We start from the raw sequence: 12381 nt of genomic DNA on the forward strand, positions 1-12381 counted from the left end.
ATGCGGGTCTGGCGGCGCGACCGCTGCGCCGCCGTGATCGTGCGCGTGGCCGCCGGCCTGACGACCGACCGCGTCGTTGGCTTCACGCCAGTCGCCGACAGCGCCCGTGCTACCGGCGCGGTAGGTATCGAATACCGAGCGGTGATCGAGCGGTCGCGTGGGGGCGGCCGGATCCGCCGGATCGGCCGCCCAGGCGGACGTGGTGACGGACGCTGCTGCCAGCAGCATCCGGATGGAAAGATGGAACATGAAGACCTCGCGAGAGACAGGTGTATCGATTTCCGCCCACCGTGGACGGATTTCGGGTGTCAGGCGAGGTCGTGTCTGGGCGGGCGTTCGGTGCCTTCGGTGATGAAGGCGGGAGGTGTCACGCGCGCCGGCAGCGGGCGTAGGTGCGTCGAAAAATCGTCCGGCAGCCGCAGCGCGGACGGCATCAAGGCGCCGCCGATGCAGCAGGCGGCGCATGCGCTGCAGGCATGCTTGCCGTGGGCAGGGCTTGCGGCGGGGTCGTGATCACCGCCGTCGTGATGTGCGTGCGCGGCCGCGTCGTCGTGCATGGTCGCCATCGTCGGCAGTCCGTGGTGCGACGGCGCGCAGCTGATCATCGCCGCCGCGGCAAAGCCCTGCAGGGGCAGTGCCAGCAGCAGCATGAAGGTCAGCAGGAGGCGGGTCGCGGCACGCATGAAAACTAGGATATCAGCGCAGTGACGAAGTTCGCATGACAGCGGTCAAGTCGTGCTCGGGTCCACCGTCCACCGCCGTGCGACCGAGCCCTGGCCATTCACGCTTTCCAGATGCACCGGGAAACCCCACAGCCGGGCGACGTGCTTCAGCACTTCGTAGGCGCCGTCGTGCAGCGGCCGGTTGTTGTGCTGTGTGTGCCGCAGCATCAGAGAACGGTCGCCGCGCAGGTTCACGCTCCACACCTGGATATTCGGTTCGCGCGAGCCGAGGTCATACTGGCGCGACATCGCCTCGCGCAGGTTGCGGTAGCCGGACTCGTCGTGAATGGCCGATACCTCCAGCGTCGGCTCGGTATCGTCATCGGTGATGGCGAACAGGCGGAAGGCCCGCATCACGCGCGGCGACAGGTACTGGCCGATGAAGCTTTCGTCCTTGAAGTTGCGCATCGCATGGTCCAGCGTGGGCAGCCAGTCGCTGCCCGCGATCTCGGGGAACCACTCGCGGTCTTCGTCGGTGGGCGCCTCGCACACGCGCTTCAGGTCGGTGTACATCGCAAATCCCAGCGCATAGGGGTTGATGCCGCTGTACGCCCGGTGCCCCACCGGCGGCTGGAAGATCACGTTGGTGTGCGACTTCAGCCACTCGATCATCACGCCGTCGGTCAGATAGCCGTCGTCGTACATGGTGTTGAGCAGCTTGTGGTGCCAGAAGGTGGCCCAGCCCTCGTTCATCACCTGCGTCTGCCGCTGCGGGTAGAAGTACTGCGCCACCTTGCGCACGATGCGCACGATCTCGCGCTGCCAGGGCTCCAGCAGCGGCGCGTTCTTCTCGATGAAGTACAGCAGGTTCTCCTGCGGCTCATCCGGGAAGCGGCGCAGCTCGGCGGCTTCTTCGGGCTTGTCCGCGCGCCTGGGCAGCGTGCGCCACAGGTCGTTGACCTGCTGCTGCGCATAGGCCTCGCGGTCCTTGCGGGCGCGCAGTTCTTCGGCCAGGCTCTTGCGGCTGGGGCGGCGGTAGCGGTCGACCCCATAGTTGGCCAACGCATGGCAGGAGTCGATGAACTCCTCCACCGTTTCCAGGCCATGGCGCTCTTCGCATTCGGCCACATAGTTCTTGGCATAGACCAGGTAGTCGATGATCGACGACGCATCGGTCCACATGCGGAACAGGTAGTTGCCCTTGAAGAAGCTGTTGTGGCCGTAGGCCGCATGCGCGATCACCAGCGCCTGCATCGCCATCGTGTTCTCCTCCATCAGGTAGCTGATGCAGGGGTTGCTGTTGATGACGATCTCATACGCCAGGCCCATGTGGCCGCGCTTGTAGTTCTTCTCGGTGGAGATGAACTCCTTGCCGTAGCTCCAGTGGCGGTAGTTCACCGGCATGCCGACGGAGGCATAGGCGTCCATCATCTGCTCGGCGGTGATGATCTCCAGCTGGTTCGGGTAGGTGTCCAGGCCATAGCGCTCGGCGGTGTGGCGGATCACCTCGTGGTACTGGTCGATCAGCTCGAACGACCAGTCGCTGGGCGCGGGCAGCGGCTGCGCAGGCCGGCGGGCCAGCGGCACCATGTGACGCAGCGGGGAGCGGGGGGCGAGCACGGCGTTCATGTCGGGGCCTTCAGCAATGGGTGGGTCGCATGGCAAGCAACGGCCCGTCAGGCCGCCTCCTGCACGCCTTCCTTCTTGAACAGGTCACGGAACACGGGGTAGATCTGCGACGCATCGGTGGCCTTGCGCATCGCAAAGCGCCGCTGGCTTTGCGCAAGCTGCGTGTACTCCTCCCACAGGTTCTGCTCTTCTTCGGCCACCTGCACATAGGCGAAGTAGCGCACCAGCGGCAGCAGCTTCTCGCTCAGCAGCTCACGGCAGCGGCCGCTGTCGTGGTGCCAGTTGTCGCCGTCGCTGGCCTGCGCGCCGTAGATGTTCCATTCGCTGGGGTTGTAGCGGGCCTTGATGATTTCTTCCATCAGCACCAGCGCGCTGCTCACCACCGTGCCGCCAGTCTCGGTGGCATGGAAGAAGTTGTGCTCGTCCACTTCCTGCGCCTGCGTGTGGTGGCGGATGAAGACGAGGTCGATCTTCTCGTAGTGCTTGGTCAGGAACAGGTACAGCAGGATGAAAAAGCGCTTGGCCAGGTCCTTGCGCGATTCATCCATCGAGCCCGAGACGTCCATCAGGCAGAACATCACCGCCTTGCTGCTGGGCACCGGCACGCGCACCCGGTTGCGAAAGCGCAGGTCGATCGGGTCGAGGTAGGGGATGCGGCCCAGGCGCGTGCGCAGCTCCAGGATCTGCGCTTCCACCTCAGCAATGGCGGCGCCTGCCACGGTGTCGCCGGGTGCGGCATCGAGCTTCATCTGCAGCAGGCGCTCTTCCAGCTCACGCAGCTCGCGCCGCGATTCGCTGCCGATGGCGATGCGCCGGCCGATGGCGCCGCGCATCGAACGCACCACGTGCAGGTTGTTGGGCGTGCCGTCGCTGGTGAAGCCGGCGCGGTGGCTCTTCCACTCCGGCGTTTCGGCCAGCTGGGTGCGCACCAGGTGCGGCAAGGCCAGGTCTTCGAAGAAGACCTGCATGAACTCTTCCTTGCTCAAGGTGAACACGAAGTCGTCGCTGCCCTCGCCCTGGTCGCTGGCCTGGCCGCTGCCCGAGCCACCACCGCCACCGCCCTTGGGCCGCTCGATGCGGTCGCCGCGCAGGTAGTCCTGGTTGCCCGGGTGCACCATCTCGCGCTTGCCGCCCTGACCGTGGCCGAAGACGGGTTCGCTGATGTCCTTCTTCGGGATGGTGATGTCTTCGCTGCGCTCGATGTCGCGGATGCCGCGCTGGTCCACCGCCCGGCGCACCGCATCGCGTATCTGCGTCTTGTAGCGACGCAGGAAACGCTCGCGGTTGCCGATCGATTTGTTCTTGCCCGATAAGCGCCGATCAATGATCTGCTGAAGCATGTGCCATCCCGTCGGTTTTTGAAGGCTGATCGATCAGCTGCTCTTGCGAACGCGGAGGTACCACTCGCAGAGCAAGCGCACCTGCTTGGGCGTGTAGCCCTTGTCCACCATGCGCGTCACGAAGTCCTCGTGCTTCTTGGCTTCGTCGGCGCTGGCCTTGGCGTTGAAGCTGATCACCGGCAGCAGCTCCTCGGTGTTGGAGAACATCTTCTTCTCGATCACCGTGCGCAGCTTCTCGTAGCTGGTCCACACCGGGTTCTTGCCCTGGTTGTTGGCCCGCGCCCGCAACACGAAGTTGACGATCTCGTTGCGGAAGTCCTTCGGGTTGGCAATGCCGGCCGGCTTCTCGATCTTCTCGAGCTCGGCGTTCAGCGCGCTGCGGTCGAACACCTCGCCGGTGTCGGTGTCGCGGTACTCGTGGTCCTGGATCCAGTAGTCGGCATAGGTCACGTAGCGGTCGAAGATGTTCTGGCCGTACTCGGAGTAGCTCTCCAGGTAGGCGGTCTGGATCTCCTTGCCGATGAACTCGGCATAGCGCGTGGCCAGGTGCTCCTTGATGAAGGCCAGGTACTTCTGCTCCACCTCGGCCGGGAACTGCTCACGCTCGATCTGCTGCTCCAGCACGTACATCAGGTGCACCGGGTTGGCCGCCACTTCGGTGCTGTCGAAGTTGAAGACCTTGGACAGGATCTTGTAGGCGAAGCGGGTGGAGATGCCGCTCATGCCTTCGTCCACGCCGGCATAGTCGCGGTACTCGGCGTAGCTCTTGGCGCGCGGGTCGGTGTCCTTGAGGTTCTCGCCGTCGTAGATCTGCATCTTGCTGAAGAGGGACGAGTTCTCCGGCTCCTTCAGCCGCGTGAGCACCGCGAACTGGCTCATCATCTTCAGCGTGCCGGGGGCGCACTTGGCCTCGGCCAGCGAAGAGCCCTTGATCAGCTTCTCGTAGATCTTGATCTCTTCGCTCACCCGCAGGCAGTACGGCACCTTGACGATGTAGATGCGGTCGAGGAAGGCCTCGTTGTTCTTGTTGTTGCGGAAGGTCTTCCACTCGCTCTCGTTGCTGTGCGCCAGCACGATGCCGTCGAACGGAATGGCGCCGAAGCCTTCGGTGCCCTTGAAGTTGCCTTCCTGCGTGGCGGTCAGCAGCGGGTGCAGCACCTTGATGGGTGCCTTGAACATTTCCACGAATTCCAGCAGGCCCTGGTTGGCCAGGCACAGGCCGCCGCTGTAGCTGTAGGCGTCGGGGTCGTCCTGGGCATAGGTCTCGAGCTTGCGGATGTCCACCTTGCCCACCAGGCTGGAGATGTCCTGGTTGTTCTCGTCGCCCGGCTCGGTCTTGGCCACGCCGATCTGCTTGAGGATGGACGGGTGGCGCTTGACCACCTTGAACTTGCGGATATCCCCACCGAACTCTTCCAGCCGCTTGACCGCCCACGGCGACAGGATGCGGTTGAGGTAGCGCCGCGGGATGCCGTATTCCTTTTCCAGGATCGGCCCGTCCTCGGCCACGTCGAACAGCCCCAGCGGCGACTCGTTCACCGGCGAGCCCTTGATGGCGTAGAACGGCACTTCCTGCATCAGCTGCTTCAGGCGTTCGGCGATGGAGCTCTTGCCGCCGCCCACCGGGCCCAGCAGGTAAAGAATCTGCTTCTTTTCTTCCAGGCCCTGGGCCGCATGGCGGAAGTACGACACCACCTGCTCGATGGCGTCTTCCATGCCGTAAAACTCGGCGAAGGCCGGGTAGACCTTGATGACCTTGTTGGCGAACAGGCGCGACAGGCGCGGATCGTTGCGCGTGTCGACCGTCTGGGGCTCACCGATGGCGCGGAGCATGCGCTCGGCAGCGGTGGCATAGGCCAGCGGATTGCGCTTGCACTCCGCCAGATAGTCTTCCAGAGAGAGTTCTTCTTCTCGGGTGCGTTCGTAGCGTGCGGCGAAGCTGCTGATCACGTCCATGCGGACCTCCTTGGTGAGGAAGGCGTCGGCGGGTCGCAACCCCACCGTCGTCTGGGAAGTTCTGATGGAGTCCCGGCTGGACAGGCCCAGGCGCCATCAGAGCTTTCCGGTCACTGGCGTTCGTTCTCGTCGGTGTTCAGCTTCCTCTATGCCGGACAGACATGAAGCGCTGAGAAGCGGGTGGTAAGCCCGTCAAACTCAGCGAGGGTTGAGCAAGCTCTGTGCCCCGCCCCGTTGAGACACCCTACCAAAGTGCATCGTTCCCTACAACAACGCAAAGCGATGCACTTCGGCTGACGTCGTGAACACTGTGCGCCCAAAAGTGGCGCAGCGCATGCGGGTTGCCGCGGTATCCCCGCCGGCTGCGGGGCAAGGTGGGTCAAGCGCGTGACAGGCGCCACGCGCAATGGGGCGCTGTCAGCGCTCGCTGATGCCCAGCTTGTCCAGCAGGCCGTTCAACTCTTCCAGCGTGCCGAAGGAGATGGCGATCTCACCCTGCTCGCCACGCGCGGTGCGGCGCAGCACGCGGATCTCGACCGCGGCGGTCAGCTTGTCGGCCAGGGCTTCTTCCAGCCGCACGATGTCGCGGGCCTTGTCCTTCTTCGCGCGCGAAGGCGTGCGGCTGCCGTTGGCGCCACTGGCGGCACTGCGGGCCACCAGGCGTTCGGCTTCACGCACCGACAGCTTGCGAGCCACCACTTCATTGGCATGCAGGATCTGCTGCGCCGCGTCCAGCGGCAGCAGTGCGCGGGCGTGGCCCATGTCCAGGTCGCCGGCCATCAGCAGCTGCTGCACCGGCGGCGCCAGGTTGAGCAGGCGCAGCAGGTTGCTGGCCGCGCTGCGCGAACGGCCCACCGCCTGCGCCGCGCCTTCGTGGGTGAGCCCGAACTCATCGACCAGGCGCTTCAGGCCCTGGGCTTCTTCCAGCGGATTGAGGTCTTCGCGCTGGATGTTCTCGATCAGCGCCATCACGGCGGCGGCTTCGTCCGGCACCTCCTTGACGAGCACCGGCACTTCGTCCAGGCCGGCCAGGCGGGCGGCGCGCGAGCGGCGTTCGCCGGCGATGATCTCGTACTGCGGCAGCGCGCCGCCGTCACCCGCGGCGTCGGGGCCCAGCGGGCGCACCAGCACCGGCTGCATCACGCCCTGCGACTTGATGCTTTCGGCCAACTCGTAGAGCGAGCCTTCGTCCATGCGCGTGCGCGGCTGGTATCTGCCGGGCCGCAACTGCGTGAGCTTGAGCGATCGCGGCGCGCCATCGACCGCCGCGGGTGTGTCGCTCACGCGCGGGCCGAGCAATGCCTCGAGCCCGAGGCCGAGCCCCTTCTGCTTTTTGGTGACCATCGGGCGATTGTCAGCTACGCGCCGTGGCCAGCAGGCCCCGCAACAGCGACAGGCCGTCGGGCCACTCGCCCAGGCCCGACGCACCATTGATGTGCCCCGCCTCGCCCACCGAGATGGACTGCGCTTCCCAGTCATCCACCATGGTGCGCACCGCCCGCAGCTCGCAGAAGGGGTCGTCCTCGCTGTAGACCACCAGTGACGGGAAGGGCAAGGGCTTGCGCTCGATCGGCCGCCAGGAGTAGAGGTTGGGCGGCATGTCGGCGCGCTCGACGTCGGGCGGGGCCACCAGCATGGCGCCGGCCACGCGGTCGGCGTGGCGGCTGTGCGCGGCCCAGGCCGCCACCAGCAGGCAGCCCAGGCTGTGGGCCACCAGCACCGCCGGCTGCGGCGAGGCCAGCAGTTCTTCTTCCAGCCGCATCATCCAGTCGCCGCGCTTGGGCCACTGCCAGTCGTCCTGTTCCACACGCTGGTAGCCGTGGCGCGCTTCCCATCGGCTCTGCCAGTGGTCGGGGCCGGAGTTTTCCCATCCGGGAAGCAGCAGTACACGAAATGCCGGCGTCATGTCCTTGCCTTATCCTTGAGGGCTGTGGATTGTGCGTGAGGGCTCAACAATGGCATATCAGGTTTATGTAGATGGACAGGAAGGCACCACCGGCCTGCGCATCCATGAGTACCTCGCCAAGCGCAGCGACGTGGAGCTGCTGCGCATCGACCCCGACAAGCGCAAGGACCCGGCCGAACGCGCCCGCCTGCTGAACGCGGCCGACGTCGCCTTCTTGTGCCTGCCCGACCAGGCCTCGCGCGAAGCGGCGGCCATGGTCACCAACCCCAACACTTGCCTGATCGACGCCAGCACCGCGCACCGCATCGACCCGGCCTGGGCCTTCGGCCTGCCTGAGCTGGCCCGGGGCCAGCGCGACAAGCTGCGCCAGAGCAAGCGCATCGCCAACCCGGGCTGCCATGCCAGCGCCTTCATCCTGCTGGTGCGCCCGCTGGTGGACGCCGGCCTGGTGCCGGCGGCGCTGCCGCTGTCGGCCACGTCCATCACCGGCTATTCGGGTGGCGGCAAGAAGATGATCGAGCAGTACCAAGCCGGTGGCGACGACCAGCTGCTGTCGCCGCGGCCGTATGGCCTGACGCTGTCGCACAAGCACATCCCCGAGATGATGACCCACACCGGTTTGACGACCAAGCCGGTGTTCCTGCCCATCGTCGGCAACTTCTACAAGGGCCTGGCGGTGAGCCTGCCGCTGCACTTCGAGCAGCTGGCCCCCGGCACCAACGCCGAGCGCCTGCATGCGGCGCTGGCCGCGCACTACGAAGGCGAGCGCTTCGTCAAGGTGATGCCGCTGCGCGATCCGGCCACGCTGGAAGCCGGCTTCTTCGACGTGCAGGCCACCAACGACACCAACAACGTCGAGCTGTTCGTGTTTGCGCACGACACGCAGGCGGTGCTGATCGCCCGCCTGGACAACCTGGGCAAGGGCGCCAGCGGCGCCGCCGTGCAGTGCATGAACGTGCACCTCGGCGTGGACGAGTCCCTCGGTCTTTGATGGAGCACCCGGCCGCCTAGGCTGCGGCGGTGGTGCGGTAGTGGTAGCTGTACCCGTCGGCAAAGCCCAGGCGGTGGTACACGCGGCGGGCGGCGGTGTTGTCGCCTTCCACCTGCAGGTAGCCGGTGGCGGCGCCGGCCTCGCGGGCCTGCACCAGCAGGCGTGAGCACAGCGCGGCGGCATGGCCGCGGCCGCGGTGCTCGGGCGGGGTGAACACGTCGTACAGGCCCACCAGGTCGGCCTCTCGCGCGAACTGGCCGCAGGCCAGCACCGCGCCGTCGTCCTCTCGCACGATGGCATAGGCCTCGAACGGCACCGGCGACAGCGCCAGCCGCTGCGCATGGGCCTGGCGCTGGCCCGGCGGTGAGCCGCGCAGGTCGCCGATCAGCTCGGCGAATGCGTCGCTGTCCATCGGCTGCCAGCGGCTGCCGGCCGGCAGCGGCAAGGCCCGCAGCGCGGCCAGCGAGGGGCAGGCCATCACCCGGGTGTCGTCCTCGGTATGCAGACCCAGCGCTTCGAGCTGCGCGTCCAGCCCGGCGGGCTGGGTGAAGGGCGTGATGCGCAGCACCAGCGGCAGACCGGCTTCGTCGAACACCGCCTGCGCCAGCCGCAGCTTGTGCGCCAGCGGCAGCCGGCCGTCGGCCACCGCGTTGATGCAGCGCGCCCGCTTGGCCTTGCCGGGTGAAAAACGGACCAGCCAGCCGTCCATCCAGCGCTGCTGCGGCGGCGCGCTGGCGTTGAGGCCGGCGTCCTCGATGCGAGAGAGCAGCGTGAGCTCGGTCACCGCAGCTGGGCCACGCGGTCGACCAGCTCACGCGCAAAGGCCACGTAGGCCTGCGCGCCCTTGGATTGCGGATCGAACACCACGCCGGCCTGGCCGTAGCTGGGCGCTTCGGCCAGCCGCACGTTGCGCGGGATCACGGTGTCGAACACCTTTTCGCCGAAGTGCGCCTTGAGCTGGTCGCTGACCTGCTGCTGCAGCGTGATGCGCGGATCGAACATCACCCGCAAGAGGCCGATGACCTGCAACTCTCGGTTGAGGTTGGCATGCACCTGCTTGATGGTGTTGACCAGGTCGCTCAGCCCTTCCAGCGCGAAGTACTCGCACTGCATGGGCACCAGCACGCCGTGGGCGCTGCACAGGCCGTTGAGGGTGAGCAGGCTGAGCGAGGGCGGGCAGTCGATCAGCACGAAGTCGTAGTCGTCCTGCACCGCCTTGAGGGCCTGGCGCAGCCGCAGGTTGCGGTGTTCCAGCGCCACCAGCTCCACCTCGGCGCCGGCCAGTTCGCGGTTGGCGGCCAGCACGTCGTAGCCGCCCTTGTCGCTGCGCTGGCGCGCCTCGGCCACGCTGCTGCTTTCCAGCAGCACGTCGTACACGCTGGCGGGCAGCGCGCGCTTGTCGATGCCCGAGCCCATGGTGGCATTGCCCTGCGGATCGAGGTCGACCACCAGCACGCGCTGGCCCACCAGGGCCAGGCCGGCCGCCAGGTTGACGGTGGTGGTGGTCTTGCCGACGCCGCCCTTCTGGTTGGCGATGCAGAAGATGCGGCAGCTCATCGGGCGGGTCGTGGGGTGGTCAGCAAGGGTCACAGGAAAGGCCCGCCAACGGGCGGGCGTGGCGGCCGATGGTAACTGCCGCAGCCCCCAAAGCTGTGTTCAATGGAAGTCGCGCGAGCTGGTGCTCAGGCCGCCCAGCCAGGGCGTCACGTCCACCAGGCGCCGCGCCACCATGTTGCGCACGCCGTCGGCCGAGACCTGCCATTCGCCGGCCACGGCCAGCAGGCGTGAGCGCAGCAAGGCATTGCGCTGGCGCTCGCGGATGTGCTTCCACACGATGACGTTGACGCTGCCGGTTTCGTCTTCCAGCGTGACGAAGATGGTGCCCTTGGCGGTTTCGGGCTGCTGGCGCATGGTGACGATGCCGCAGGCCCAGGCGCGGGCGCCGCCTCGCAGCCGGCCCAGTTCTTCGGCGCTGAGCCAGCCGCGGCCCTGCAGCCGGCCGCGCAGCAGCGCCACCGGATGCCGCCGCAGTGTGAGGCCGGTGGCCGCGTAGTCCAGCAGGATGTCTTCGCCCTCGGGCGCCAGCGGCAGCTGCGGCTGCTCATGCGCGGCCTCGCGCACCGGCGCATCGGCCAGCAGCGCACGCGCCGGCGCCTGGCCGGCGGCCGCCCACAGCTGCTGGCGGCGGTGGCCGGCCAGGCCGCGCAAGGCATCGGCGCGCGCCAGTGCCTGCAGCAACCGCGTGTCCAGGCCGGCGCGGCGGGCCAGGTCGTCCACGTCGGCCAGGGGCTGCTGTTCACGCACTTCGACGATGCGGCGGGCCGCTTCTTCCTGCATGGACGAGACCATGCGCAGCCCCAGGCGCACCGCGGGCGCACGGCCGCCGTCGCTGCGCGCTTCCAGCGTGCAGTCCCAGTGGCTGTGCAGCACGTCCACCGGCCGCACTTCCACGTCGTGGCGGCGCGCGTCCTGCACCAGCTGCGAAGGCGGGTAGAAGCCCATGGGCTGCGAGTTGAGCATCGCGGCCAGAAAGATGGCCGGGTGGTGGCACTTCAGCCAGCAGCTGAAGTAGGCCAGGATGGCGAAGCTGAAGGCATGGCTCTCGGGGAAGCCGTATTCGCCGAAGCCGCAGATCTGCTTGAAGATGGCCTGGGCGAAGTCTTCGTCGTAGCCACGGTCGGTCATGCCCTGCACGATGCGGCTTTCGAAGCGGTCGACCTGGCCGTCGCGCCGCCAGGCTGCCATCGCGCGGCGCAGCTGGTCGGCTTCGCCGGGGGTGAAGCCGGCGGCGATCATGCAGATCTGCATCACCTGCTCCTGGAAGATGGGCACGCCCAGCGTGCGGCCCAGGGCTTCGTCCAGCGCGGGGTAGCGGGAAGGCGGCAGTTGGCCGGCGGCCAGCTGCTCGCGGCGCAGCAGGTAGGGATGCACCATGCCGCCCTGGATGGGGCCGGGCCGCACGATGGCCACCTCGATCACCAGGTCGTACAGGCGCCGCGGTTTCAGGCGCGGCAGCATGCTTTGCTGGGCGCGGCTTTCGATCTGGAACACGCCCACGGTGTCGGCGCGGCAGATCATGTCGTAGGTGGTGCTGCAGTCTTGCGGAATGTCCTGCAGCCGCCAGCGCCGGCCCTGCCAGGCACCCAGCAGGTCGAGCGCGCGCCGCAGCGCGGTGAGCATGCCCAGCGCCAGCACGTCCACCTTCAGCAGGCCCAGCGACTCCAGATCATCCTTGTCCCACTGGATGACGCGGCGGTCGACCATCGCGGCGTTTTCGATGGGCACCAGCCGCGACAGCTTGTCGCGCGCGATGACGAAGCCGCCTGTGTGCTGCGACAGGTGGCGCGGAAAGCCGCGCAGCGTTTCCACCAGCTCCACCCAGCGGCGGGTGACGGGCGAGTCCATGCGCAGCCCGGCTTCGGCCACCGAGGCGGCCATGCGGCTGCGGTCGTCGAACCACTGGAAGGAACGGGCCAGCGCGTCCACCTGCGTGGCGTCGATGCCCAGGGCCTTGCCCACGTCGCGCACCGAGCCGCGGGTGCGGTAGGTGGCCAGCGCCGCGGCCAGCGCGGTGCGCTCGGTGCCGTACTTGCGGTAGATGTACTGGATGACCTCCTCGCGCCGCTCATGCTCGAAGTCGACGTCGATGTCGGGCGGCTCGTCCCGTTCGCGCGAGATGAAGCGCTCGAACAGCAGCGTGGTCTTGGTGGGGTCGACCTCGGTGATGCCCAGCGCGAAGCACACCGCCGAGTTGGCCGCCGAGCCCCGGCCCTGGCACAGGATGCCGCGGCTGCGCGCAAAGCGCACCACGTCGTGCACGGTCAGGAAAAAGGCCTCGTACTTCAGCTCCTGGATCAGCGCCAGCTCGCGCGCCACCTGCGCCTGCACGCCGGGCGG

10 protein-coding genes and 1 pseudogene are annotated in these 12381 nt (G+C 67.4%); 1 reads left to right on the forward strand and 10 read right to left on the reverse strand.

Annotated elements, in window-relative coordinates; translation table 11 throughout:
• From ABNT58_RS17105 to ABNT58_RS17135, 7 genes and pseudogenes are all read right to left on the reverse strand, one after another.
• A pseudogene (locus ABNT58_RS17105) lies at positions 1–249 on the reverse strand (hypothetical protein); the annotation flags it as partial.
• Positions 250–308: 59 nt separating this feature from the next.
• The gene (locus tag ABNT58_RS17110; protein ID WP_348754652.1) at positions 309–683 is read right to left on the reverse strand and encodes a hypothetical protein; all 375 of its coding nucleotides are present in this window, start codon (positions 681–683) and stop codon (positions 309–311) included.
• A gap of 45 nt (positions 684–728) precedes the next feature.
• Positions 729–2252 (reverse strand): SpoVR family protein, encoded by a 1524-nt coding sequence (locus ABNT58_RS17115; protein ID WP_348754661.1) that lies wholly within the window; start codon positions 2250–2252, stop codon positions 729–731.
• A gap of 86 nt (positions 2253–2338) precedes the next feature.
• Positions 2339–3631: a YeaH/YhbH family protein gene (locus tag ABNT58_RS17120; RefSeq protein WP_348754653.1), complete on the reverse strand. Its 1293-nt coding sequence runs from the start codon at positions 3629–3631 to the stop codon at positions 2339–2341.
• A 33-nt stretch (positions 3632–3664) separates the two neighbouring features.
• The gene (locus ABNT58_RS17125) at positions 3665–5587 is read right to left on the reverse strand and encodes a PrkA family serine protein kinase (RefSeq protein WP_348754654.1); all 1923 of its coding nucleotides are present in this window, start codon (positions 5585–5587) and stop codon (positions 3665–3667) included.
• 417 nt (positions 5588–6004) lie between these two features.
• The gene (locus ABNT58_RS17130; protein WP_348754655.1) at positions 6005–6931 is read right to left on the reverse strand and encodes a ParB/RepB/Spo0J family partition protein; all 927 of its coding nucleotides are present in this window, start codon (positions 6929–6931) and stop codon (positions 6005–6007) included.
• Between the two features lie 10 nt (positions 6932–6941).
• Complete coding sequence (locus ABNT58_RS17135; protein ID WP_348754656.1) at positions 6942–7493, reverse strand: alpha/beta hydrolase; 552 nt, start codon at positions 7491–7493, stop codon at positions 6942–6944.
• A 49-nt stretch (positions 7494–7542) separates the two neighbouring features.
• Here ABNT58_RS17135 and argC point away from each other — a divergent pair, with 49 nt between their 5' ends.
• Entirely contained in the window at positions 7543–8484 is a 942-nt protein-coding gene (gene argC, locus ABNT58_RS17140) for an N-acetyl-gamma-glutamyl-phosphate reductase (RefSeq protein ID WP_348754657.1), read from the forward strand.
• Positions 8485–8500: 16 nt separating this feature from the next.
• On the opposite strand, the gene ABNT58_RS17145 is transcribed toward argC, so the two are convergent.
• The 3 genes from ABNT58_RS17145 to ABNT58_RS17155 form a co-directional block, all read right to left on the reverse strand.
• Positions 8501–9268, reverse strand: coding sequence for a GNAT family N-acetyltransferase (locus ABNT58_RS17145; protein ID WP_348754658.1), 768 nt, complete (start codon positions 9266–9268; stop codon positions 8501–8503).
• The gene (locus ABNT58_RS17150) at positions 9265–10041 is read right to left on the reverse strand and encodes an AAA family ATPase (RefSeq protein ID WP_348754659.1); all 777 of its coding nucleotides are present in this window, start codon (positions 10039–10041) and stop codon (positions 9265–9267) included. The genes ABNT58_RS17145 and ABNT58_RS17150 overlap by 4 nt, the downstream gene beginning before the upstream one ends.
• Positions 10042–10140: 99 nt before the next feature.
• A partial coding sequence (locus ABNT58_RS17155) for an error-prone DNA polymerase (RefSeq protein WP_348754660.1) occupies positions 10141–12381 on the reverse strand: 2241 nt, incomplete at its 5' end.

This window comes from uncultured Aquincola sp. (assembly GCF_964001545.1).
Classification (GTDB): domain Bacteria; phylum Pseudomonadota; class Gammaproteobacteria; order Burkholderiales; family Burkholderiaceae_C; genus Aquincola.

Bases quoted from the DNA above. Each gene is read 5' to 3' on its own strand.
- ABNT58_RS17110 (WP_348754652.1), bottom strand. From the start codon at position 683: ATGCGTGCCGCGACCCGCCTCCTGCTGACCTTCATGCTGCTGCTGGCA.
- ABNT58_RS17115 (WP_348754661.1), bottom strand. From the start codon at position 2,252: ATGGTGCCGCTGGCCCGCCGGCCTGCGCAGCCGCTGCCCGCGCCCAGC.
- ABNT58_RS17120 (WP_348754653.1), bottom strand. From the start codon at position 3,631: ATGCTTCAGCAGATCATTGATCGGCGCTTATCGGGCAAGAACAAATCG.
- ABNT58_RS17125 (WP_348754654.1), bottom strand. From the start codon at position 5,587: ATGGACGTGATCAGCAGCTTCGCCGCACGCTACGAACGCACCCGAGAA.
- ABNT58_RS17130 (WP_348754655.1), bottom strand. From the start codon at position 6,931: ATGGTCACCAAAAAGCAGAAGGGGCTCGGCCTCGGGCTCGAGGCATTG.
- ABNT58_RS17135 (WP_348754656.1), bottom strand. From the start codon at position 7,493: ATGACGCCGGCATTTCGTGTACTGCTGCTTCCCGGATGGGAAAACTCC.
- argC (WP_348754657.1), top strand. From the start codon at position 7,543: ATGGCATATCAGGTTTATGTAGATGGACAGGAAGGCACCACCGGCCTG.
- ABNT58_RS17150 (WP_348754659.1), bottom strand. From the start codon at position 10,041: ATGAGCTGCCGCATCTTCTGCATCGCCAACCAGAAGGGCGGCGTCGGC.